Below are 22,447 nucleotides of genomic sequence, written 5' to 3' on the forward strand. Positions count from 1 at the left end.
ATGACCGTGACCGCCGCCGAACCGGCGCCAGGACGAACGCGCCGCGCGTGGCGGCCCTGGCTGCTGCGCCTGCTCGGCGCCACCGCGTCCGGGGTGCTGCTCTACCTCAGCTTCGCGCCGCGCCCGCTGTGGTGGCTGGCGCCGCTGGCCTTCACCGGCTGGGCGCTGGTCGCGCGCGAACGGCGGTTCTGGGGCGGCTTCGGGTACGGCTTCGCCTTCGGCCTCGGCTGGTTCCTGCCCCTGTTCCTCTGGCTCAACGACTTCCTCGGCGCCGAGTTCGGCCCGCTGCCGTGGCTGGGCGTCTCGGCGACGCTGGCCGCCTGGATCGGCCTGTGCGGCGGGCTCAACACCTGGGTGGCGCGGCTGCCGGGCGCCCCGGTGTGGATGGCGCTGGTGGTGATCGGGATCGAGCTGCCGCGCTCGGTGTGGCCGCTGGGCGGGTTCGCCTGGGGCCGCGTCGGGTTCACCCAGCCCGAGGGCGCCTACCTGCCGCTGGCCTCGATCGGCGGGGCACCGCTGGTCGGTTTCGCGGTGGTGCTGACCGGGTTCGCGCTCGCCGCGCTCGTGCGGGCGCGGCGGCGTGGCGCGGTGGTGACCGCCGCCGTGGCCGCGGTGCTGCCGCTGGTGGCCGGGCTGGCGGTGTGGCCGTCGATCGGCACCGAGGCGCAGCAGGGCACGGTGCGGGTGGCGATCGTGCAGGGCAACGCGCCCGACGTCGGCCTGGCGCTGCTGGGCAGGCGCGAGGAACTGCGGGAGAACCACCTGCGCCAGAGCGAGCGCCTGCTCGCCGACATCCGGGCGGGCCGCGTGCCCCAGCCGGACCTGGTGGTGTGGCCCGAGACCGCCACCGACGTCCGCGAAGGCCGCCGCGACCCCGACCTCGACCGGCTCGCGCGCGAGTTCGGCGTGCCGATGCTCATCGGCGCCGTCCACCGCGACGCCGGGGGCAACGCGCAGAACTCGATGATCGTCTGGGACCCCGAGACCGGCCCGGGGGAGCGGTACTCCAAGCAGCAGCTGGTGCCCTTCGGCGAGTACGTGCCCGCCCGCGACCTGGCCCGGATCGTCACCCCGTTCGTCGACGACACCGGCGACATGCTGCCCGGCTCCGGAGATCCGGCCGCGCTGCACAGCCGTGGCCTGGTCTTCGGCACCACCATCTGCTACGAGGTGGCCTTCGACTACCCGGCGCGCGACGCCGTGCTCGCCGGGGCGCAGGTGCTGTTCACCCCGACCAACAACGCCTGGTTCGGGCCGGGGGAGATGAGTTACCAGCAGCTGGCGATGTCGCGGTTGCGTGCCGTGGAACACGGTCGGGCGGTCGTGGTTCCGGCCACCAGCGGGGTGAGCGCTATCGTCGCACCCGACGGTGGCGTTACGCACCCGACCAGCCTGTTCACCGCGGCCTCGCTGGTCGAAAGCGTGCCGCTGCGGCAGCAGACTACGCTGTCGGATCAACTCGGCGCGTGGACGGACGTCGGCGTGACCGGGCTGGCGGTGGCAGGGGTGCTGGCCGGCGGCATCGTCCGGATACGAAACCGGCGTTCCGGCGCCGGGGCAAGCGAAAACACGATGGAGGACTAGCGGATGGCGCAGGCGCCGCGGGGGGCACAACCGATCGAGCCGGTGCTGGTGGTGATCCCGACCTACAACGAGCGGGAGAACCTCGGCCCGATCCTGAGCCGGTTGCACGAGGCCTTGCCCGAGGTACACGCGCTGGTCGTCGACGACGGCAGCCCGGACGGCACCGGCCAGCTGGCCGACGAGCTGGCCGGCCAGGACGACCGGGTGCACGTCATGCACCGCACGGAGAAGGCCGGGCTCGGCGCGGCGTACGTGGCGGGTTTCGGCTGGGGCCTGGCGCGTGACTACAACACCATCGTGGAGATGGACGCCGACGGCTCGCACGCCCCGGAGGACCTGCCGCGCGTGCTGGACGCCCTCGCCGACGCGGACCTGGTGCTCGGCTCGCGGTACGTGCCCGGCGGCAGCGTGGTGAACTGGCCGTTCCGCAGGCAGCTGCTGTCGAAGCTGGCCAACGTCTACGCCGGGATCTGCCTGGGCGCGGGCATCAAGGACATCACCGCCGGGTACCGCGCGTACCGCCGCGAGGTGCTGCAGAAGCTGCCGCTGGACGAGATCGCCTCGGCCGGGTACTGCTTCCAGATCGACCTGGCCTGGCGCACCGCCGAGCAGGGCTTCACCGTGACTGAGGTGCCGATCACCTTCACCGAGCGCGAGATCGGCGACTCGAAGATGAGCAGCTCGATCGTGTTCGAGGCGATCCTGCGGGTCGGCGTGTGGGGCGCGAAGCACCGGTGGCAGCAGCTGCGCGGGCTGTTCGGCCGCAAGAGCGCCTGACCGACGCGGTGGATGTGGCTTTCACGGCACCTCGCGCTGGGAAAGCCACATTCACCGCATTGGCCGGTCAGCTGCCGGTCTTGAGGCCTTCGGAGGCGATGACGCGGGCGCTGCCCTCTTCGAGGCGGTAGTACATCCCGGCGATCCCGCAGCTGCCGTCGGCGACCCGCTTGGCGATCGTGGCCGAGCGGTCCAGCAGCAGCTCGACGGTGTGCCGCACGTGCTGCCCGATGGCCGATTCGGCGTCGTGCGCGCCGTCCGGGGCGGCGAGCACGCTGAGCATCACGCGCTCGACCACGTCGCGGACGAAGCCCGAGGGGCGCGAGCCGTCGCGCACGGACTGCTGGGCGGCGGCGACCGCACCGCAGGAGTCGTGGCCCAGCACGGCGATCAGCGGCGCGCCCAGCACCTCGACCCCGTACTCGATGGTGCCGAGCACCTCCGGCCCGAGCACGTGGCCCGCGGTGCGCACCACGAACAGGTCGCCCAGGCCTTGGTCGAAGATGATCTCGGCGGCCAGGCGCGAGTCCGAGCAGCCGAACAGCACCGCGAACGGGTGCTGGGCGGGCGCGAGCGCGGCGCGGCGGTCCGCGTCCTGGTGCGGGTGCTCACGCTCGCCTCCCACGAAGCGGTGGTTGCCGTCGAGCAGCGTGGCCAAAGCTTCATCGGGGGAAAGCGTGTTCTCAGTCATGCGGCAGATTCTCTCCCAGATCGCGCCTCGACCTCAGGTCGAGCGTCGGTGACCTCACCCACACGGGCGCAGCGAAAAGCCCCCGTGGCGGGAGGACACGGGGGCTTTCGTGGTGGGGGCAGCCGGGAGACCGGAGGGCTCGATCAGGCGGAGCGGGTGGTCCGCCTGCCCTTGAGCTCCTCGAGCCGTTCGTTGAGCAGGTCCTCCAGCTCCGGGATGGAACGCCGCTCCAGGAGCATGTCCCAGTGCGTGCGCGGCGGCTTGACCTGCTTCTGCTCGGGCTGGCCGCCGTCGACGATCTCGGATTCGCTGCCGTGCAGGCGGCACTCCCACACCGAGGGGATCTCGGCGTCGTCGGAGAACGGAACCTCGAACTCGTGCCCCTTGGGGCAGGAGTAGCGCACCGCCCGGCGGGGCGCCAGGTCGTGGTTCCGGTCGGTCTCGTAGCTGACGGCTCCCAGCCGGCTTCCTCGGAGTACACGGTCGGCCATGATGGGGTCCTTTCAGTCGGCTCCGGGTGGAGCCTGGGCGATGCTCACCCTATGCAACGACGGAGCGGTCCGCAGGATTCCCGGACTCGCATGTCGTCGCTCACGATGAGGTGGGTCACCCGTCGTCAACGGCTTACCTACAAGGGAGTCGCGCGGCGCGCCGATGTGACGCGCATTCGGCCTTCTTTCTGGGGATATCCCCCGATTGGGCTAGGTCGAGGCCATTCACGTCAACCGTAACTGGCCATGGTCTCCCGACCGGGGGCCCAGTTCCCCGTGCCGGAAGTGGCGGCGGCACAATACTTGGTAACGCACGGTGACCGCGTCGGGAGCTTCGTGTGCCGAGGGTGAATTTTCAACTTTCGGCTGATCGGTATCGGCGACGAAAACGGTGTCACCGGCGCGCAGCACCTCCCCGTCGGCGACCCTGGCGTTGAACCGGCCCGGCAGACCGCACCAGCACAGCACCTCGACCTGCACCGGCTGCAGCTCGTCGGCCAGTTCGAACAACCGCCGCGCGCCGGGGAAGAGCATGCTGCGGAAGTCCGTGGCGATGCCGAAGCAGTACACGTCCAGCTGAACGTCGTCGGCCAGCTCGGCGAGCTGCTCGACCTGTTCGGGGGACAGGAACTGGGCCTCGTCCACGATGAGGTAGTCCACATGCTGTCCCTGTACCCACTGGTCGCGCACCAGCAACCGCAGGTCGGTCCGCTCGCCGACCTCCAGCGCCCGCCGGGTGATGCCGATCCGGCTGGTGATCTGCGGCGCCCCGGACCGGTCGTGGCGCACCAGCAGCAGCCCGCGCCTGCCCTGCCGCGCGTGGTTGTGGTCGATCTGCAGCGCCAGCGTGGACTTGCCGCAGTCCATCGGGCCGTAGCAGAACTTGAGCTTCCCCGCGGCCGGGGTGCTGCGCCGGAAACCGGCCACCGGCACCGACGAGAGCGCGTCGGTCGGGTCGGCCTCGGACACGGGCGTTGATGACACAGTCACAAAATTCGACCCTATCGGTCGCGGTGATCACACGATCGCGGGCTCGCGGTTTCCCGCCGCGGTGATCGCCCGCCGCACCGGGATCAGCGCCACCAGCACGATCCCGACCACGAAGAACGCCACCAGCGCGAGCACCCCGAGCCGGAACGAACCGGTCGCCTGGCCGACCGCGGCGAAGACCAGCGGGCCCAGCCACGACGTGCCCCGCTCGCCGACCTCGTACAGCGCGTAGTACTGGGCCTCCTTGCCCGCCGGGATCATCTGGCTGAACAACGACCGCGACAGCGCGTTCGTCCCGCCGAGCACCAGCCCGATCCCGACCGCGACCAGGTAGAACTGCAGCGCCTGCCCGGCCTGGACGAAGTACGCCCCGGCCAGCACCGCGATCCAGGCGGCCAGGCTGATCATGATCGTCTTCTTGGCCCCGACGCGGCGGGCCAGCAGCCCGTGCGCCATGCCGCCGAAGTAGGCCACGAACTGGATCACCAGGATGGTCACGATCAGCACCTCGGTCGGGTGCTTGAGCTCCTCCTTGCCGTACTGGGCCGAGATGGTCACCACGGTGGAGATGCCGTCGGTGTAGATCAGGTAGCTGCCGAGGAAGGCCAGCGTCAGCGGGAACGCCTTGGCCGAGCGGAAGGTGTCCCGCAGTTCGGCGAAGCCCGCGGTGAGCACCGAGCGGCCGTCGGGCTCGCGGTGCACCGGCGCGGTCTCGCGCAGCCGCAGCACCGGGATCAGGGTGAACGCGGCCCACCACAGCCCGGTGGTCAGGAAGCAGATCCGCACCGCCATCGACTGCTCGACGCCGAGCGCCTCGTGGTTGAGGTAGAACGCCAGCTGCAGCCCCAGCGCCACGCCACCGCCGAGGTAACCGAAGGCCCAGCCCTTGGTCGAGACCGCGTCCCGTTCGTCGGGGGAGGCGATGCCGGGCAGGAACGAGTAGTAGATCGCGATCGAGGCGCCGTAGCCGATGTTGGCCAGGATGAAGAACACGATGCCGATCTGCCAGTTCGTGCCCGCCATGAAGAACAGCAGCGACGAGGACACCGCGCCGAGGAAGGCGAAGCCGGCCAGGAAACGCTTCTTGTACTGGCTGCGGTCGGCGATCGCGCCGGACACCGGCAGCACCACCACCTGGATCACCGTGGCCACCGAGAGCAGGTAGCCCCACAGCGAACCGGCCGGGAAGGTCAGCCCCAGCAGGCTGATGTCGCAGTTGACCAGGGTGGACTCCACGCCGTTGGCGTCCACGCACGGGGCCGGCCCGTTGCGCACCAGGTCGGTCCTGGCGTCGGCGGCGGCCACCGAGCTCATGTAGATCGAGCCGAAGACCGCCATCACCGTGGTGTAGAAGGCCGAGTTCGCCCAGTCGTAGAAGTACCAGCCGCGCTGCTGGCGGCGCCGGTCGCGGACCGGATCGGCCGGCGTGGTGTCCGGGGAGGTGGTGCTCATGGGTTGCGGAGACTCCAGGCGTGCGAAGGGCCGTTGCGCGGGCAGGTTATTGCCTCCCGGGCGTGGGTGCCGCACGGATGCGCGAATGTGTCCGGATCGCGACGGGGTAACCCGTCCGGTGTAGGTGAGGCTGGTGTTCCTGCTGTGACTCTTGTGATTACCCGCTGTCGTTCTTACTGTTCAGGGCATGGGCAGACCGATTCGCCGGATTCGCCGGATGAGCGCACTGGCCGTCGCCGTGCTCGCGCTGCAGCTGGTGCTGAGCACGCCGGCCGCCGCCGACCCGCCGTCGAACTCGTGGGCGAAGCTGCGGATGTGCGAGTCCAGCGGGCGCTACCACATCAACACCGGCAACGGGTACTACGGCGCCTACCAGTTCGACCTGCCCACCTGGCGCAGCGTCGGGGGAGCGGGCCGCCCCGACCAGGCCAGCCCGCTCGAACAGGACTACCGGGCGCTGTACCTGTACCGCATGCGCGGCTGGCAGCCGTGGGAGTGCGCCACCAAGCTCGGCCTCAAGGGCGACGGTGACGCCAAGAGCAAGCGCAAGCCCAGCTACGCCGAATCGGCCTACATGGGTGGCTCCGGCGCGGCCCCGCCCGCACCCGACCCCAACGTCAAACCGCCGTGGCCCGGCGTGGTCTACGCCTACGGGGACTGCGCGCCCCCGCTCAAGACCTTCCAGCTGCGGATGAACGCCTTCGGCTACGGCTTCACCGGCACCGGCTGCTACCTGGACAAGACCAAGCAGGCCGTGCTCGACCTCCAGCGCGCCAACGGCATCAAGGACTCCGGCCTGCTCGGGCCCAAGACCTGGACCGCGGCCTGGGAGGGCAAGGCCCCACGCTGATCCCTAGGGCCTCTAGGTTGAACCTAGGAGCCCTAGGTTAAGCTCGGCGCATGATGATGGCGCGCGCGGGCCTGACCGCGGACCGGGTGACCGCCGAGGCCGCCGACCTCGCCGACGAGACCGGGCTCGACCAGGTGACCATGTCGGCGGTGGCCCGGCGGCTCGGGGTGAAGGACGCCAGCCTCTACGGCCACGTCCGCAACCTCGAAGACCTCCGCGGCCGCATCGCCCTGCTCGCCGCCGACGAGAAGACCACCCGCATCGCCGAGGCCATCGCCGGGCTCGCCGGCCGGGAAGCACTGGTCGCCTACGCCAACACCTGGCGCGACTACGCCCGCGAACACCCCGGCCGCTACCTGGCCACCCAAACCCCCATCCGGATCGACCCCGAACTCGCCGCGAACGCACCAGGACCACGTCGAGCCGTCGACCTGACCTACCGCCTGCTCCGCGCCTACGACCTGCGCGAACCCGACCTGACCGACGCCGTCCGGCTGCTGCGCAGCACGTTCCACGGCTTCGTCGCACTGGAAACCGCGGGCGGCTTCGCCCACACCCGCACCCCGCAGCAGTCGTGGGAACGCGGCCTCGAAGCCCTGCACACGCTCCTGCGGCACTGGCCATCGACCCGAGGAGAGTCATGATCCTGCGCGTGAACGGCGCCACCCTGCACTACGAGGTCCGCGGGCAAGGCCCGCTCCTGCTGCTCATCCCCGGCGGCTCCGGCGGCGCGGCCGCCTTCGACGACGTCGTCGACCACCTCGCCGCCGAGCACCGGGTCGTCACCTACGACCCGCGCGGCATGTCCCGCAGCACCCTCGACGACCCGGACGCCGAGCAGAGCGTCGCCGAACACGCCGACGACGCGGCCCGCCTGCTCGACGCGCTGGCGCCGGGGGAGCGGGCCGGCGTGTTCGGCACCAGCTCGGGCGCGATCGTCGCCCTGCACCTGCTCACCACCCGCCCCGAGCACCTCGACCGCGTCATCGCGCACGAACCACCGGTGGTCGAAGTCCTGCCCGACGCCGCCGAGTACCGCGCCCTGGTCACCCGCGTCCGCGACACCTTCGAAGCCGACGGGCTCATGCCCGCGATGACCGTGTTCGCCGCGGGCCTGCGCAAACCCGGCGACACCACACCCCAGCCCCAGGTCGAACTGCCGCCCGCCCGGGTGGAGCAGACGATGGCGAACCTGCCGTTCTTCGTCGGGCGCATCGTGCCGAGCTTCATGACCTACCGCCCCGACCTCGACCGGCTGCGGACGCTGTCGAGTCAGCTCGTCCTCGCCGGCGGCCAGGACTCACGCGGGGAACTGCCGTACCGACCGGCCGCGCAGCTGGCCGAGACCTTCGGCACCGAACTCGTGCACTTCCCCGGCGGGCACACCGGCCTGACCACCCACCCCACCGAGTTCGCCGAACACCTCCGGCTGTCACTCTCCACCTGCCGAAGCGGAAGGTGACTCCAGGACCTAGGCGGTCTCCCACACACCGCGCTCCACCAGCACCTCGCGCAGCACGTCCGGCCGATCGGTGACCAGCCCCTTCACCCCCAGGTCCAGCAACGCCCGCATCTCCGCCGCGTCGTTGATCGTCCAGCAGTGCACCTCGACCCCGGCATACCCCGCCGCCCGCACGAACGACCGGTCCACCAGCTTCACCCGCCCCTGCCGCACCGGCACCTGCGCCATCGCCCCCCGGCTCAGAAAGCCCAGCCGCAGGAACGGCAGCCACCCGTTCGCCCACAGCACCCCCGCCGACCGCGGCCCCAGCGCGGTCAGCAACCGCGGCCCGGCCAGCCGCCGCACCCTGGCCAGCCGCGCGTCCGAGAACGACGCCGCGGCCACCCGGTCGAACGCGTTCATCCGCTCCAGCACCCGCACGAACGGCCCCACCACCGCGTCGGTCTTCAGGTCCACGTTGAACCGCGTCTCCGGCAGCTCCTCCAGCACGTCCTCCAGTCGCGCGATCCCCTCGCGACCGCCGATCTTCGCCCGCCGCACCTGCGCCCACGGCAGCGAACCCACCAGCCCCGACGAGTCCGTCGTCCGGTCCAGCGTCGCGTCGTGCTGCGCCACCGCCACCCCGTCCGAGGTCGCGTGCACATCGGTCTCCACGTACCGGTACCCCTCGTCCACCGCCCGGCGGAACGCCGACAGCGAGTTCTCCATGTCCGCCAGCTCGTCCAGGTGCCACCCGCGGTGGGCGAGGGCACGGGGGAGCGGGTCGGCGAGGTACGGGTGACTGGTCTTCACCAGCACAGTCTGCCTCCCCGGCGTGGCCTCGGCGTGAGCGGAGCATGGCCAGCTAGGGTCATGCCCGTGAGCGAGGTGGCCGAGAAACCCAGCGTGTCCCGCGAAGAACTGCGGCAGATGCGCCGACCGGGCGCGGCCACGCACTGCGGCTGGTGTGGCCGACGTCTCGAAGAAGGCGAGTCCCGCGGCCGCCGCCGCCGCTACTGCGGCCAGTCCTGCCGCCAGCGCGCCTACGAACGACGCACCGCCCTGCAACGCAGCGGCCTGCCCGACGACGCCGTGGTCCTCTCCGACACCGAGATCGCCGACCTCCAGGACCGCCTCTTCCAACTCCGCTGCGCCGCCGAAGACGTCGTCACCGCGGCCGACGACGGCGCCTCCGCCGCCGAACTCCGCGAACTGGCCTACGAGATCGCCCGCAGCGCGAAAGACCTCGAACAACTCCGCTGACCCCGCTCCGGTCCAAGACGCAGCCAAGATTCCGTGCACACCCCGGCCCCGACGATGGCCACCAGGCGCGAGGAACCTCACGCCCACCATCGAACGAGGGAGCACCGGTGAAAACCATCCCGCGAGGCAGAACGCTCATCGCCACCACCGCCGCCGTCGCCGCCCTGGCCACCGTCAACGCCACACCCGCACTCGCCGCCAACTCCAGCGTCATCGGCATGGTCGGCGTCAGCGGCCAGCACCTCGGCTACGGCGTCTGGAACTCGGTCGGCGGCGCCAACGGCAACGGCACCATCGAGGTCTACGACCAGTTCTGCGACGGCAACAACGGCATCATCGCCGCCCTCTACGACTCCACGAACACGCAGGTGAACCTGGTCAGCGTCCGGTTCACCAACTGCGCCCAGGTCGAAGCCCACAACCTGAACAGCGTGAAGGCCCCACCGGCAGGCCCCAGCCGAGGCGAGCAGATCACCTTCCGGGTCTGCAAACTGCTGCCCGACGGCACCTGGAAGGACTGCAAGAGCCAGTCCAGGACCAACAGCTAGAAACTTTCCCCGAAAAACTTCGCGGAACGATGTCGAAAACGGCGAACCGGCACCTACGTCCCTGACGAAGGCACCCACCCCGGGTGCCCGGACCAGGGGAGAACCCGTGCTCACCGAGATCAACTACCTCGCCGTGCTCGTCTCGACCATCGCCGCCTTCATCGCCAGCTCCGCCTACTACAGCATCGTCGGCACCCAGAGCGGCGAACCCGTCAAGCCCTGGCAGATCCCCGTCGAACTCCTCCGCAGCGCCACCGTCGCCCTCGTCATCGCCGGCCTGATCACCCGCCTCGACCTGGGCTTCGGTGGCGCACTCGGGCTCGCCCTCGTGCTCTGGCTCGGCTTCCCCGCCGTCCTGCTGTCCGGCTCCATGCTCTGGGACAAGGTCTCCTGGCGCATCGCCGTCAGCCACGCCGGCGACTGGCTGCTCAAGCTCCTCCTGTTCGCCATCATCCTCAGCCTGTGGCAGTGAGCCCCAGCAACTCCCCGAACGCAGCGGACCCGGCCGGGGTCACCCGCACCGCCCGGCCGGACCCGATGCGCTTGACCCACCCCCGCTCCAGCGACACCCGGCACACGAACGCCCCCGCCGACCCCGCCAGGTGCGACCGCCGCTCCGTCCAGTCCAAGCACGCCTTCGCCAGCGGCCGCCGCGAACCCCGCCACACCGCCAGATCCGCCCCCAGCTCCCGCTCGAACCACCCCAGCCCGGCCTCGGTCACCGCGAACCCGTCCACCTGGTTCAACAACCCACGACCGGTCATCGCGTCACTGATCGCCACCCCCAGCCGCCCGGCCAGGTGGTCGTAACACGTCCGCCCCCGCGCCAGCGCCGCCGACGCGCTCACCGCCCGCAACGACTGCTTCCCCGACTTCGGCGGCCCCAGGAACCCCACCAGGTCCTCGATCAACCTCGCCGCCTCCGGCCCGGCCAGCTGCACGTACCGGTGCCGCCCCTGCTTCCGCTGCACCAGCAACCCGCCCTCGATCAGCCGGTGCAGGTGCTCACTCGCCGTCGACGGCGCCACCCCCGCGTGCGCGGCCAGCTCACCCGCCGTCCACGCCCGCCCGTCGAGCAACGCCAGGCAGAACGCTGCCCGCGTGCGATCGGCGAGCAACCCCGCCAACCCGGCGAGCTCGGCACTGGACGCGGTCATGCCCCCATCCTGCCCCCACGACACTTCGGCCGCCGCCGAAACGATCCCGCCCTACCGTGCACCAGGTGAAGATCACCGAGGCACTCACCACCCTGCCGATGCCACCCAACCACCACACCGGGCCACTCGGCTGGCTCCGCGACCACGTCGCCCGCTTCTCCGACGGGGACGACCACCGCCGGCGCCGCGCCCTCATCACCACCCTGCTCGACGGCATCGACCCCACCCGGCTCGACCCCGCCGCACCGATCGCCTCACTCGCCCAGGCACTGGGCATCCCCGCCGACCCGGACGACGTCGCCGAAGTCGCCCGCGTCTACCACCCGCACCTCACCCCGGACACCCCCGCCGAGCACGCGCTGACCCGCCTCGTCGACGCCTGCGGCGGCACCTGGGACGAAACCACCGCCGCCCGCATCTGCGTCCTCGTCCAAGCCCACGCCGGCCTCGCCGGACCCGTCCGCGTCACCCGGCGCCAAGCCCCCGACGGCAGCATCGTGGAACTCAACCTCCTCGAAGCCGGTCTCCGCTTCGGCACCGGTCCGCACGAATGCCCCGGCCAGGCCCACGCCGCCGCACTGGAAGGAACCCGATGACCGACTTCGCCGCCCTCCACCAGGCCGACACCCCGCTGCTGCTCCCGAACGCCTGGGACTTCGCCTCCGCCGCCGCCCTGCACGCCGCCGGATTCCCCGCCATCGGCACCAGCAGCCTCGGCGTCGCCGCCACCCACGGCCTGCCCGACGGACACGGCCGCACCCGCGCCGAAACCCTCGCACTGGCCCGCTCGCTCAGCCGCCTGCCCTGCCCGGTCACCGTCGACATCGAAGCCGGCTTCAGCGACGACCCGGGGGAGGTGGCCGACCTCGCCGCCGAACTGCACCACCTCGGCATCGCCGGGATCAACCTGGAGGACAGCCGCCCCGGCCAGGACCGGCTCGCCGACCCCAGCGACCACGCCGAACTCGTCGAAGCCGTCAAAACCCGCGCACCAGGCCTGTTCGTCAACGCCCGTACCGACACTCACTGGCTCAACGACAACCCACCACCGCTGACCGAAGTCCTCGACCGCGCACGCCAGTACGTCGGCGCGGGCGCCGACTGCGTGTTCGTCCCCGGCCTCACCGACCCCACGGACATCGCCGCACTGGCGGGCGGCATCCCCGTCCCGATCAACATTCTCTACAGCCCGGGCCTCGACCTCACCGAACTCGGCGTCGGACGGGTCAGCCTCGGCTCACTGCTCTTCCGCGCCGCCCTGCACGCGGCCACCGGCCTCGCCCGAACCATTCGCGCGGGGGAGCCGATCCCCGAAGGCATCCCCGGCTATCGCGACATCGAACGGCTCATCCCGCTCACTCCGTGAAGCTCGAGTTCAACGCCTGATAAGTCCGATTGCTCGCCACCGCGGCCCGCTGCTCCCGCCCGGTCGCCTCGATGTAGTTCTGACTGGTCGCCAGGCTCGCGTGCCCCAGCAGCGCCATGATCTCCGACGCCGTGGCACCGTCCTCGGCCAGCCGCGTGGCGAAGGTGTGCCGCAGCGCGTGCAGGTTCGCGCCCGTGGGCACCCGATCCTGCAACCCCGCGGCGCGATAACAGGACTTCACCAGGTAGTCGAGCGCGCCACGCCCGATCGGCTCACCCGCGCGATCCCGCAGCAGCGGCGCCGACCGCCCGAAGCGCTGGTGCGGGAACTTCCGGCGGCACGAGGCGAGGTAGTCCTCGATGATCTTCTCCATCACCGGCTGCACCGGGATCGACCGGTCCCGGCTGCCCTTGCCCTGGACGTGCAACCGCTTCTCACCCGACCGCCCGATCAGCGACTCCACGCTCAACGAGCGCATCTCGGCCGCCCGCAACCCCGCCACCAGCCCGAGCGCGATCACCAGCACGTCCCGCTCCGGCCACGGATCACGGGTCTGCCGGGCGCCCTCGGTGGCCGCGGCGAGCAGCTTCTCCGGCGTGTCCTCACCCCGCAGGGGCTTGGGCACCAGGGGAGGGGTCTTCGGCCGCGCGACCGCGCCCATCGGATTGCCCGGCAGCAGGCCGTCGGACACGCAGAAGGTGAGGAACTGGTTCCAGGTCGACCAGGCACGCAACACGGAACTCTTGGCATGCCCGTCCGCGAACGCGCCGAACGCCGTCCGCAAGGAGGTCGTGGTCAGGTCCTCGACCCGCAACTCGCCGGCCTCCCGCCCGACGGCCTCGGCCAGCAGCGAGGTCAGGCCCGCCAGATCCCGCCGGTAGGCCGCGGTCGTGTGCGGAGAGTCCTTGCGCGGGCGCCGGGCCGCGAAGAACGCCTGCTGCGCGTCGAGAACTCTCATGTGGATCTTGTACCGCACCACACCGACAGTTTCGCGCCCGGACAAGGAAGCTCCCAGATTTCTCCAAGCCGCGGTGAACAGGCTGATCCCTCGCCCGACCGTCGCTCAAGGAGGAGACGATGCGAAGACAGTTGACCGCACTGGTGGTGCTCGGCTCGGCCGTCGGCCTGCTCACCGTGGTCCCGGCCCTGCCCGCCGCGGCGGCCGCCGAACCGGCCCGGATCATCGTGGCCGACCAGGGCACCAGCCCCGGACGGGTCAAGGGCCAGCGGGTCTCGGTCCTGGAGCAGAACGCCGACTGGAACTCCCCGGTGGCCGAGGTGTGGAAGTGGGAGGTGCCGGAACGGACCCGCTGGCGGGGCATCACCGACGCCAAGGTCCGCACCGAGCGCGACGGACGGCGGGTCGTGCTGGTGTCCTCCGGCGGCGGCAACGTCGCGAAGATCGACTGGGACTCGCGCAAGCCGATCTGGCAGGCGCAGGTGCCCGCCGGCGACAACACCCACTCGATCGAGCTGCTGCCCGACGGCCAGATCGTCACCGCCGGAAGCGGCGGCTACCTCCGCTTCTTTCCGGCCGGGGCCACCAAGTACACCCGCACCTACAGTCTGCCGGGCGCCCACGGCGTCCTCTACAACGACAACCGTTTGTGGGCACTGGGGTACGGCGAACTGCGGCAGTACGACATCCGCAAGAACCGACTGGTCGAGGCCGATCCGACGATACGCCGGATCGGAAATGGGCACGATCTCGCGCTGATCCACGGAACGCCGAAGCACGAAATGTGGCTGACCAACACGAACAACGTCTACCGGTACGACAAGTACTCCGGAAAACGACCGCAGCGGGTGACCGGTCCGCACGGGGGAGCGAAGGTGAAGTCGATCGGAAACCAGCCCGACGGCACAATTCTCCTTACGCGGCAACCAAAATCTCCGACAGGGGAGTGCCCGCACAGCTACCAGGCGCCCAAAGTGGACCTGTACGACGCGACCGGGGGAGAGCACCGGACGAAGGCCAGGAAGGGAAGCTGTTTCTACAAGGCCCGGCCGGTCGTCTGGACGTACTACTGACAGTTTTCCGGGCAGGCGAAACTCGGTGGCGAGTTCGCCTGCCCGGTTATCCGGCTACCATTTCATGCATAATCGCCATTATGCATGAAATGGCGATCTGAGCGGATGGGTGGCTCTCGAAGCTTCGGTGGGAACGTTGGACAGGCGTGGGCCTCTCTTGGGGGATGGTGCCGCTCTTGATCAACTCGGGCCACTCCGGGCGCGTCCCTCGTGTCGTTCCGCGGTCGTTCTTGGGTGCATCCGCCGCCAACTCAGCCGCCGGGTTGGCTGACTGGTCGGCTGCCGAGCGCCGAAGCCCGGCGACCCGCGGCGTCCGGCTGGCTCGACGACGCACCAGGAAACCTCGACATCGCGCCCTCCCGGCACCCGATCCATCACCCTCGTTTCGTCACCGTGACGTTTTGAGGTGGTGTGGCTGGACCTTCTCCGACGGGGGCCAGGACCCGCCCTTCGCGCCTGGCGGCACCCCTGGAGCGGCAGGCGCGTTCCCGTCTCGTCCGCGAGAGCAGTCCTCAGCCGCGGCGGCTGCCCGCGCGTGTGGCGCGCGCACCGTTCAACCTCCACTGCAGAGCTTCCCGAAGACCCCTCTCCAGGTGGCATCCGCCGGGTTATCGTTACGCCGATAAGCGACATTATGTTAAGTAAGGTGTCTCCGAGCCTGGTACCGCGCCTTCTTCTGCCGGTTCCCGCACGTGTTCATGTCGCACCACTTCCGCGTCCGGCTCTGGCTGGTGTCGAAGAACGCCGCCCGGCAGGTCGGTGAAGCGCACAGGGCCAGCTTCCCGTCCCGTTCACCGGCGATGATGCTGATCGCGTCCTCGGCGATCACGCTCAGCGCGTCTTCCACCGAGGACGTCGAGCTGAGCTGCCATCGACGCTTGCCCTCGGACGTCAGGACGGCCGCGGCCCGGCCTTGCACGCTGCGGTCGTTGATAACTCGAACCGCCGCGGCCGGAAGCGCCTCCTGGGTCGCGGCAGCCGTCGCGGCGGCGTGGATCGACTCCCTCAGTTCCCGGGCGAGTTCGAGTTGCTCGGTCGTACAGGACTCCACCGCGAGACCGCTCACCTCCAGCCAGTCGACGAGCCGCTGCGGCGTGGGAATGCGCTCGACGGCATCACCACAGCGTTCCGTCCGCGTCGCCGTGAAGCTGGTCGCCAGCTCGGTACCGAGGCGAAAGTCGGGAAATCCACCACGCATGGAACCACCTTAGCCGGTTGCGACCGTTGCGCACGCCGTGTTAGAACCGTCTTAGCCGGTTCCACGCTGCTCAGGAGGCCTCATGCCCCAGGACGTTCAGGTGTTCGAAGCCCACGCCACCGACGTTGACCTCGACGATCTGCGGGCGCGACTGGCCGCGGCACGGCTACCGGAGGCCGAGACGGTCCATCGCGCGGCACCCGACCCTCGCCGCTGGGATCAGGGTGTTCCGCTCGCGGACCTCGTCGAGCTGGTGGACTACTGGCGCACCGACTACGACTGGCGAGCGTTCGAGAAGCGCCTCGACCAGGTCGGCCAGTTCCGCACCACCATCGACGGTCTGGGCATTCACTTCCTGCACCGCCGGTCCGCGCGCCCGGACGCTACTCCCCTGCTCCTGACGCACGGCTGGCCCGGCAGCGTCGCCGAGTTCGTCGACGTGGTGGACGAGCTGGCGGATCCGGAGAACATGGACGCGCCGGCGTTCCACGTCGTGGTGCCTTCACTCCCCGGCTTCGGCTACAGCGACAAGCCCGCCACCACGGGCTGGGGCACGGAGAAGATCGCGGCCGCTTGGGTGGAGCTGATGGGCAGGCTCGGTTACCGCGAGTTCCTCGCGCACGGTGGCGATTGGGGCGGCAACATCACCACGGTGCTCGCCGGGCGGTTCCCGGAGCACGTGCTCGGCATCCACACGACGTTCGCGGAGGGTCTGCCCGGGGCGACCACGGAGGGGCTGACGGCGGTCGAGCGCGCGTGGGCCGAGGAGACCCACCACTTCTGGCGCCATCGTGCGGCGTACGCGAAGCAGCAGGCGACGCGGCCGCAGACGATCGGTTACTCGCTGGTCGATTCCCCGATCGGGCTGCTCGCGTGGATCCTGGACAAGTTCGCCGAGTGGTCGGACACCGAGGACAGTCCGTTCGAGACGATTTCCCGGGACCGCGTTCTCGACGACGTCACGCTGTACTGGCTGACGCGTTCCGGTGCGTCGGCGGCCCGGATCTACTACGAGAGCCACAATTCGCTGGATCCCGAGCTCCGCGTCGACGTTCCGGCGGCGATCACCATGTATCCCCGTGACATCGAGAAGTATCCGCGTGCCTGGTCGCAGGAGCGGTATCGGCAGATCGTGCGCTGGCGGTCGCCGGAGCGGGGCGGGCATTTCCCGTCGCTGGAGGTGCCCGGGTTCTTTGTGGAGGATCTACGGGAGGGGCTCGCGGCGGTGCTGGCCGCGCGTCGGTGAATCCTGTTGCCCGGCAAGGTCGTTTCGCGTTTGACTGCGGTGTGCTGAACGTGGATCCGGCGAATGCCGAGCAGTTGACCGCATGGGATGGGGAGCAAGGGGCCTTCTGGGTCAAGTGGGCTGATCGGTTCGACGCGGGGGTCGAGGCCTATCGTGAGCGGTTTCTCGCCGCCGCGGCGATCGAGTCGACCTCCGCTGTGCTCGATGTGGGGTGCGGGACGGGGCAGATGACGCGGGAGGCCGCGAAGGCGGGTGGCCGGGCGCTGGGGGTGGACCTCTCCTCCCCCATGATCGAGCTGGCGCGGGATCGGGCCCGTGCGGTGCCCAATGCCGAGTTCCTGCAGGCGGACGCCCAGATCCACCCGTTTCCGGAGGCGTCTTTCGATCGGGTGATCAGTCGTCACGGGGCGATGTTCTTCGGTGACGCCGAGGCCGCGTTCGCGAATCTGGCGCGGGCGTTGCGTCCCGGCGGCCGGATGGTGTTGCTGAGTTGGCAGCCCGGCGACCGCAACGAGTGGGCGAGCACGTTCCGGCGGATCTTCACCGCGAACGCCGAAGTGCCCGCTACTCCCCCGGCTCCGGGAACGCTGGCCGATCCGGCGGCGACCCGTGGCCTGCTGGAGTCGGCGGGGTTCACCGATGTCCGGGTCAGCGCGGTCGCCGAGCCGATGTTCTTCGGGCGTGACGTCGAGGACGCGGCGGAGTTCATCGAGGCGCAGTTCGGCTGGATGGCGCGTGATTTGTCCGAAGAGGACGGTGCTCGGGTGCCCGGTGTGCTCCGGGCGGACATGGCCGGGCACCTGAGCGAGGGCGGTGTCCGCTACCCGTCGGCGGCCTGGTTGGTGGAGGCGAGCAGGTAGGCCTGCGGGTCGGTCTCCTCCCCTTCCGGCGCGCGGACCAGCTGGGCCTTCACGGTGAACCCGGCTTCTTCCAGCTGGGTGGTGACGCGCTCGGGCTGGAGGCGGCGGAAGTCGAGCGAGAGGGTGTGGCCGAAGCCCTCGTCGAAGTGGCGGACGTAGTCGCCTGCCTGGAAGGCGAGCAGCAGGTGGCCGCCGGGGGCGAGGACGCGGTGGAACTCGGTGAACACGGCGGGCAGGTCCTCGGGTCCGATGTGGATGATCGAGTACCAGGCGACCAGTCCGCCGAGGGAGGCGTCGGGCTGGTCGAGGGCGAGCATGGAGCCTTCGTCGAAGCGCAGGCCGGGATAGCTTTCGCGGGCGAGCTGGACCATCGAGGTGGACAGGTCGACGCCGGAGACCTTGAGGCCGAGGGAGTCGAGGTACCAGGTGACCCAGCCGGGGCCGCTGCCGACGTCGAGGACCGGACCGCCGTCGCGGGTGTGTTCGGCGAACGCGGTGAGCATGGCGCGGCCGAGGTGCTGGTGGTCGTGCACGCCGTCGAAGTGGGCGGCGTAGTCGAGGGCCATGGCGTTGTAGCCGTGGCGGGTGTCGGTCAGGTAGGCCGGTTCGGTCATGGCGCCGGAGGTTAGCGGAGGGCACCGACAACGACGGTGCCGCCGATGTCGTCGTTGTGGGCGATGCGGGGGTCGAGTCCGCCGGCGGTGAAGGCGGCGGCGGTGACGGGTGCCTGTGCTTCGCCGGTTTCGATGAGGAGGTGGCCGCCGGGGGCGAGCCAGTCCGCGGCGGCGGCGGTGACGCGGCGGTGGACGTCGACTCCGTCGTCGCCGCCGTCGAGTGCGACGCGGGGTTCGTGGTCGCGGGCTTCGGGCGGCATCATCGCGATCGCGTCGGTGGGCACGTAGGGCGCGTTGACCACGAGGAGGTCGACGCGGCCGCGCAGGTGTGCGGGCAGCGGGGTGAACAGGTCGCCTTCGAAGACCGCTCCCCCGGCGGGTTCGACGTTGCGGCGGGCGCAGCGCACGGCGGCGGGGTCGATGTCGGCGGCGTAGAGCTCGGTCTCCCGCAGCGCGGCGGCCAGTGCGACGCCGACGGCGCCGGAGCCGCAGCACAGGTCGAGCACGACGCGTCCGCCGAGGGCGGTGGCCTGGTCGACGAGGAATTCGGTGCGGCGGCGGGGCACGAAGACGCCGGGGTCGACGGTGATGCGGTGGCCGTGGAACTCGGCCCAGCCGAGCAGGTGTTCCAGTGGCAGGCCGGCGATCCGGCGGTGGACGAGGTCGTCGAGTTCGGCCGGGGTGCGGGCGGCTTCGGTGAGCAGGCGGGCTTCGTCCTCGGCGAAGACGCAGCCCGCCTGGCGGAGTCGGGTGATCACGGTGTCCACGATTCGGCGACGCTACACGGGGTGGTTCGCGCGGAGGTTGGCCGCGGCGAGTTCGACGGTCCGGTTGACGCGCTGCCGTCGGGTTTCGGGGCGTTTGGCGGTGAGGATCCAGGCGAGGATGCGGCGCTGGGAGGAGGGTGGGAAGGCCTGGTAGTGGGCGAACGCGGTGGGGTCGCGGTCGAAGCGGCCGGCCAGGTCGGCGGGGATCACGCGGTTGTCGGCGTCGGTGAGCAGGGTCCAGGTGCCGGTGCGGCGGGCGTGGTCGATCAGGGCCTGGCCGCGGTGGGTCATCCTGCCCTGGGCGATGAGGCGTTCGGCGCGTTCGCGGTTGACGCGGCTCCAGGTGCTGCGGGGGTTGCGCGGGCTGAACCGCTGGTAGCGGCTGTGGTCGTCGCGCCGGACGGATTTGCTGTCGATCCAGCCGAAGCAGAGTGCTTCTTCGACGGCTTGTTCGTGGGTCAGTGCGGTGTCGCCGCGGTGGAGGACGAGCTGGGCTTCGGTGGCGGTGTCGCTGTGGGTGGCGAGCCAGGCGCGCCACTGCTCGGGGGTGGTGGCGTGGACGGTGGTCACTTCCGCTCCCCCAGGATGTCGAGGTAGTGCTGGTTGAACATGATGCCGAGGACGTTGCCGAAGGGGTCGGTGACCGCGGCGGTGACGTAGCCGGGGCCGCGTTCGGTGATCGGGTCGAACTCAGTGGCGCCGAGGACGAGCAGGCGGTCGAAGGCGGCTTGGATGTCGTCGACGTGCCAGTGGATGATCGCGCCGCCGGGCTGGGCCTGGCGGGCGCCGGGCGGGGCGTAGGCGGCGTTGAGGATGCCGAATTCGTGCTGGTAGTCGCCGATGCGGTATTCGAGGTAGCCGGGGGTGCGGTCGAAGTAGGGCTCGACGCCGAACAGTTCGGTGTACCAGGCCTTGGCGGCGTCCAGGTCGTCGGCGAAGAACGTGGTGGTGGTGAGTCCGCGGAGCATTTCCGTGTCCTTCCGGTTGGTGTCTGGGAAGGAGTCTTCCGGTCAAAGTGCTCACCTTCTGCGCACTTTGTTTGCCAGACTCGGTTCATGCGTGCCGATCGCCTCGTGGCCACCCTGTTGCTGATGCAGTCGCGGGGGCGGGTGACCGCGGCGGAGCTGGCCGGGGAGCTGGAGGTGTCGGTGGCCACGGCGCGGCGTGATCTGGAGGCGTTGTCGGCGGCGGGGGTGCCGGTGTACCCGCAGCCGGGGCGGGGTGGGGGCTGGTCGCTGGTGGGTGGGGCGCGGACCGACTTGAGCGGGTTGACCTCGTCGGAGGCGCGGGCGTTGTTCCTGCTGACGGGGCCGGGGGCGGCGGTGTCGGCGGAGGTGCGCTCGGCGTTGCGGAAGCTGGTGCGGGCGTTGCCGGACACGTTCCGGGCGGAGGCGGAGGTGGCGGCGAGCGCGGTGGTGGTCGATTCGTCGGCGTGGGGTGAGGCGGATCGGGAGCGGCCGGAGCTGGTCGGGGTGTTGCAGGAGGCGGTGGTGCGGCGGCGGAAGGTGCGGCTGGTCTACCGGGGGCGCGAGCGGTCGGAGCGGCTGGTGGAGCCGTGGGGGTTGGTGGACAAGGACGACCTCTGGTACCTGATCGCCGGGACGGAGGCCGGGCAGCGGACGTTCCGGCTGGACCGGGTGGTGGAGGCGGTGGTGACCGAGGAGGCGGCCGCGCGGCCGGCGGATTTCGAGCTGGCCGAGGCGTGGCGGCGGGTGGTCGACGAGGTGGAGCGGAAGCGGGCGCTGGTTTCGGCGGTGGTGCTCGTCGAGGCGCGGTTCGTGCGGGTGCTGCGGTCGCACTTCGGCAGGCACTGCCGGGTGGAGGGCGAGGCGGCCGACGGGCGGGCGCGGGTCCGGCTGGCCGCGCCGGCGCCGGTGATGATCGCGCAGCAGCTGGCCGGGTGGGGTGGGCAGCTGGAGGTGGTCGAGTCGGCGGCGGTGCGGGCGGAACTGGCTCGGGTCGGGGCGGAGCTTTCGCGCCGCTACGGTCCTCCCGAGACTGGGAGCGGGACCGCCGAGGACGGCCCCGCTCGGCCGGACAGCGAAACCGGGCAGTAGCAACCTCGCCGAGGACGGCCCGACAGCGGAATCGCCTCGCCGAGGGGGATCCGTTTGGTCTGACAGCGGAACCGCCGCGTTGGGGGCGGATCCGCTCGGCCTTGGAAACGGGACCGCCTCGCCGGGGCGGATCCGCTTGGCCTGGCCGGGAAGCAGAGACCTCGCCGGGCCGCCCCTCGCGCAGCCAGCAGAACCGCACGGGGGGCGAGACCGCGGGGTTCAGCTCTGGCTGAGGAGCTTCCTGACCAGTTCGGCGGCAGCCGCCGGGTGTTCGTCGAAGCCGCCGTGGTCGCCGGGGAAGGTGACCGGGGTGAGGCCCAGGTGTTCCGCCAGTGCGACCGCGGCGCGGCAGGCGAGTTGGTCGCCGGAGTCCTCGCCGACGGCGACGGTGATCCGCCCGGTCAACGAGCGCAGCCGGTCGTAGTCGGGGCGGTAGTCGCCGGTGGCGTGCATCAGGTACTGGAAGAAGAAGTCGAGGTTCGGCTTCATCGCGGCCATCTGCTCGCGCATCTCCGGGGTGGGTTCCTGCGGTGGCTCGGCCGGGCCGCCGAGGCCGGTGCCCTCGAGGAACACCGCGATCGCGGCGAACGCGCCGCCGGTGCGGTAGGCCTCGTCCATCGCGGCGGTGCGGCGGGCTTCGTCCTCCTGGTCGGGCAGCAGCGAGGTCATCGGCGGCTCGTGCATGATCAGGCCCCGGATCTGATCGGGGTGACGCAGGAGCAGTTCCATCCCGGCCATGCTGCCGCCGCTGCTGGCGAAGACGTGCGCGGGTTGGTCGGTGACGGCGTTGATCAGGCGGTGGGCGTCGTCGGCGAGGAGGCCGATGAGGTCCTCCCCCGGCGCTCCGTCGATCGCGCTGCGGGACAGGCCGCGCGGGTCGTAGCTGATCACGGTGTGGTGCGGGGCCAGTTCGGCGGCGAGGCGGGTGAAGGAGTTGCCGTCGGCGGGGCCGCCGGGGATGCAGAGCACGGCCGGGCCGGTGCCGCGCACGTCGTAGTGCAGGGTGGCGCCGGGCACTCGCAGGGTTTCGGACATGGTTTTCGCGCCTTTCGCTGTGGACTCTC

At 70.8% G+C, this 22,447-nt stretch carries 27 protein-coding genes; 14 read left to right on the plus strand and 13 right to left on the minus strand.

Going from position 1 to position 22,447, the window contains the following annotated elements:
* The gene (gene lnt / locus JYK18_RS33945) at positions 1–1,584 is read left to right on the plus strand and encodes an apolipoprotein N-acyltransferase (RefSeq protein ID WP_206807486.1); all 1,584 of its coding nucleotides are present in this window, start codon (positions 1–3) and stop codon (positions 1,582–1,584) included.
* Between the two features lie 3 nt (positions 1,585–1,587).
* A complete protein-coding gene (locus JYK18_RS33950) occupies positions 1,588–2,361 on the plus strand; it encodes a polyprenol monophosphomannose synthase (RefSeq protein WP_206807487.1) in 774 nt (257 codons plus the stop codon).
* Positions 2,362–2,428: 67 nt separating this feature from the next.
* On the opposite strand, the gene JYK18_RS33955 is transcribed toward JYK18_RS33950, so the two are convergent.
* The 4 genes from JYK18_RS33955 to JYK18_RS33970 form a co-directional block, all read right to left on the minus strand.
* Complete coding sequence (locus JYK18_RS33955; RefSeq protein ID WP_206807488.1) at positions 2,429–3,052, minus strand: carbonic anhydrase; 624 nt, start codon at positions 3,050–3,052, stop codon at positions 2,429–2,431.
* Between the two features lie 143 nt (positions 3,053–3,195).
* Positions 3,196–3,543 carry an RNA polymerase-binding protein RbpA gene (locus JYK18_RS33960; RefSeq protein WP_113691811.1) on the minus strand — a complete coding sequence of 116 codons (348 nt, stop codon included), beginning with the start codon at positions 3,541–3,543 and terminating at the stop codon, positions 3,196–3,198.
* A 225-nt stretch (positions 3,544–3,768) separates the two neighbouring features.
* Entirely contained in the window at positions 3,769–4,512 is a 744-nt protein-coding gene (locus JYK18_RS33965) for a thymidine kinase (protein ID WP_374195079.1), read from the minus strand.
* A gap of 48 nt (positions 4,513–4,560) precedes the next feature.
* A complete protein-coding gene (locus JYK18_RS33970; protein WP_206807490.1) occupies positions 4,561–5,985 on the minus strand; it encodes an MFS transporter in 1,425 nt (474 codons plus the stop codon).
* Positions 5,986–6,202: 217 nt separating this feature from the next.
* Between JYK18_RS33970 and JYK18_RS33975 the strand changes: the two genes are divergently transcribed.
* Genes JYK18_RS33975 through JYK18_RS33985 form a run of 3 tightly spaced genes read left to right on the plus strand, consistent with a single transcriptional unit; the run spans position 6,203 to position 8,297 of the window.
* Positions 6,203–6,835: a transglycosylase family protein gene (locus tag JYK18_RS33975; RefSeq protein ID WP_374195091.1), complete on the plus strand. Its 633-nt coding sequence runs from the start codon at positions 6,203–6,205 to the stop codon at positions 6,833–6,835.
* Positions 6,836–6,891: 56 nt separating this feature from the next.
* Positions 6,892–7,479, plus strand: a complete 588-nt coding sequence (locus JYK18_RS33980) for a TetR/AcrR family transcriptional regulator (protein WP_206808286.1) — start codon at positions 6,892–6,894, stop codon at positions 7,477–7,479.
* Positions 7,476–8,297, plus strand: a complete 822-nt coding sequence (locus JYK18_RS33985) for an alpha/beta fold hydrolase (RefSeq protein WP_206807492.1) — start codon at positions 7,476–7,478, stop codon at positions 8,295–8,297. Before JYK18_RS33980 ends, JYK18_RS33985 begins: the two co-directional genes overlap by 4 nt.
* 9 nt (positions 8,298–8,306) lie before the next feature.
* Here the strand turns inward: JYK18_RS33985 and JYK18_RS33990 are convergent, their stop codons facing one another.
* Positions 8,307–9,089, minus strand: a complete 783-nt coding sequence (locus JYK18_RS33990; protein ID WP_206807493.1) for a glycerophosphodiester phosphodiesterase family protein — start codon at positions 9,087–9,089, stop codon at positions 8,307–8,309.
* Between the two features lie 60 nt (positions 9,090–9,149).
* Here JYK18_RS33990 and JYK18_RS33995 point away from each other — a divergent pair, with 60 nt between their 5' ends.
* The 3 genes from JYK18_RS33995 to JYK18_RS34005 all read left to right on the plus strand — a co-directional run bounded on the left by JYK18_RS33995 (position 9,150) and on the right by JYK18_RS34005 (position 10,559).
* Positions 9,150–9,539, plus strand: a complete 390-nt coding sequence (locus JYK18_RS33995) for a hypothetical protein (protein ID WP_206807494.1) — start codon at positions 9,150–9,152, stop codon at positions 9,537–9,539.
* A gap of 107 nt (positions 9,540–9,646) precedes the next feature.
* Positions 9,647–10,087, plus strand: a complete 441-nt coding sequence (locus JYK18_RS34000) for a hypothetical protein (RefSeq protein WP_206807495.1) — start codon at positions 9,647–9,649, stop codon at positions 10,085–10,087.
* Between the two features lie 106 nt (positions 10,088–10,193).
* Positions 10,194–10,559, plus strand: coding sequence for a DUF1761 domain-containing protein (locus tag JYK18_RS34005; RefSeq protein WP_206807496.1), 366 nt, complete (start codon positions 10,194–10,196; stop codon positions 10,557–10,559).
* Here JYK18_RS34005 and JYK18_RS34010 read toward each other — a convergent pair.
* Positions 10,543–11,244, minus strand: coding sequence for a helix-turn-helix transcriptional regulator (locus JYK18_RS34010; RefSeq protein ID WP_206807497.1), 702 nt, complete (start codon positions 11,242–11,244; stop codon positions 10,543–10,545). The genes JYK18_RS34005 and JYK18_RS34010 overlap by 17 nt on opposite strands.
* Before the next feature lie 65 nt (positions 11,245–11,309).
* Between JYK18_RS34010 and JYK18_RS34015 the strand changes: the two genes are divergently transcribed.
* The gene (locus JYK18_RS34015) at positions 11,310–11,840 is read left to right on the plus strand and encodes an oxidoreductase (RefSeq protein ID WP_307796181.1); all 531 of its coding nucleotides are present in this window, start codon (positions 11,310–11,312) and stop codon (positions 11,838–11,840) included.
* Positions 11,837–12,610, plus strand: a complete 774-nt coding sequence (locus tag JYK18_RS34020; RefSeq protein WP_206807498.1) for an isocitrate lyase/phosphoenolpyruvate mutase family protein — start codon at positions 11,837–11,839, stop codon at positions 12,608–12,610. Before JYK18_RS34015 ends, JYK18_RS34020 begins: the two co-directional genes overlap by 4 nt.
* On the opposite strand, the gene JYK18_RS34025 is transcribed toward JYK18_RS34020, so the two are convergent.
* Complete coding sequence (locus JYK18_RS34025) at positions 12,600–13,586, minus strand: tyrosine-type recombinase/integrase (RefSeq protein ID WP_206808287.1); 987 nt, start codon at positions 13,584–13,586, stop codon at positions 12,600–12,602. The two genes, JYK18_RS34020 and JYK18_RS34025, sit on opposite strands and share 11 nt — an antisense overlap.
* Positions 13,587–13,687: 101 nt before the next feature.
* Between JYK18_RS34025 and JYK18_RS34030 the strand changes: the two genes are divergently transcribed.
* Positions 13,688–14,641 carry a DUF6528 family protein gene (locus JYK18_RS34030; protein ID WP_206807499.1) on the plus strand — a complete coding sequence of 318 codons (954 nt, stop codon included), beginning with the start codon at positions 13,688–13,690 and terminating at the stop codon, positions 14,639–14,641.
* Between the two features lie 637 nt (positions 14,642–15,278).
* Here JYK18_RS34030 and JYK18_RS34035 read toward each other — a convergent pair.
* Positions 15,279–15,839 (minus strand): ABATE domain-containing protein, encoded by a 561-nt coding sequence (locus JYK18_RS34035; RefSeq protein ID WP_206807500.1) that lies wholly within the window; start codon positions 15,837–15,839, stop codon positions 15,279–15,281.
* Positions 15,840–15,921: 82 nt separating this feature from the next.
* On the opposite strand from JYK18_RS34035, the gene JYK18_RS34040 reads away from it, so the two are divergent.
* Together JYK18_RS34040 and JYK18_RS34045 are read left to right on the plus strand one after the other, a co-directional pair.
* A complete protein-coding gene (locus JYK18_RS34040) occupies positions 15,922–17,085 on the plus strand; it encodes an epoxide hydrolase family protein (protein ID WP_206807501.1) in 1,164 nt (387 codons plus the stop codon).
* A gap of 74 nt (positions 17,086–17,159) precedes the next feature.
* The gene (locus tag JYK18_RS34045; protein WP_242582378.1) at positions 17,160–17,945 is read left to right on the plus strand and encodes a class I SAM-dependent methyltransferase; all 786 of its coding nucleotides are present in this window, start codon (positions 17,160–17,162) and stop codon (positions 17,943–17,945) included.
* On the opposite strand, the gene JYK18_RS34050 is transcribed toward JYK18_RS34045, so the two are convergent.
* From JYK18_RS34050 to JYK18_RS34065, 4 genes are read right to left on the minus strand one after another with little or no spacing between them, the layout of a single operon-like run.
* Positions 17,906–18,559: a class I SAM-dependent methyltransferase gene (locus JYK18_RS34050; RefSeq protein WP_206807502.1), complete on the minus strand. Its 654-nt coding sequence runs from the start codon at positions 18,557–18,559 to the stop codon at positions 17,906–17,908. The two genes, JYK18_RS34045 and JYK18_RS34050, sit on opposite strands and share 40 nt — an antisense overlap.
* A gap of 11 nt (positions 18,560–18,570) precedes the next feature.
* Entirely contained in the window at positions 18,571–19,326 is a 756-nt protein-coding gene (locus JYK18_RS34055; protein WP_307796182.1) for a putative protein N(5)-glutamine methyltransferase, read from the minus strand.
* A gap of 12 nt (positions 19,327–19,338) precedes the next feature.
* The gene (locus tag JYK18_RS48120; RefSeq protein WP_206807503.1) at positions 19,339–19,896 is read right to left on the minus strand and encodes a YdeI family protein; all 558 of its coding nucleotides are present in this window, start codon (positions 19,894–19,896) and stop codon (positions 19,339–19,341) included.
* Entirely contained in the window at positions 19,893–20,294 is a 402-nt protein-coding gene (locus JYK18_RS34065) for a VOC family protein (RefSeq protein WP_206807504.1), read from the minus strand. The genes JYK18_RS48120 and JYK18_RS34065 overlap by 4 nt, the downstream gene beginning before the upstream one ends.
* An 87-nt stretch (positions 20,295–20,381) precedes the next feature.
* Here JYK18_RS34065 and JYK18_RS34070 point away from each other — a divergent pair, with 87 nt between their 5' ends.
* Complete coding sequence (locus tag JYK18_RS34070) at positions 20,382–21,383, plus strand: YafY family protein (protein ID WP_206807505.1); 1,002 nt, start codon at positions 20,382–20,384, stop codon at positions 21,381–21,383.
* A 219-nt stretch (positions 21,384–21,602) separates the two neighbouring features.
* On the opposite strand, the gene JYK18_RS34075 is transcribed toward JYK18_RS34070, so the two are convergent.
* A complete protein-coding gene (locus JYK18_RS34075; protein ID WP_206807506.1) occupies positions 21,603–22,418 on the minus strand; it encodes an alpha/beta fold hydrolase in 816 nt (271 codons plus the stop codon).
* Positions 22,419–22,447: the final 29 nt, after the last annotated feature.

It is taken from the genome of Amycolatopsis sp. 195334CR, from assembly GCF_017309385.1.
Taxonomy (GTDB): Bacteria; Actinomycetota; Actinomycetes; order Mycobacteriales; family Pseudonocardiaceae; genus Amycolatopsis.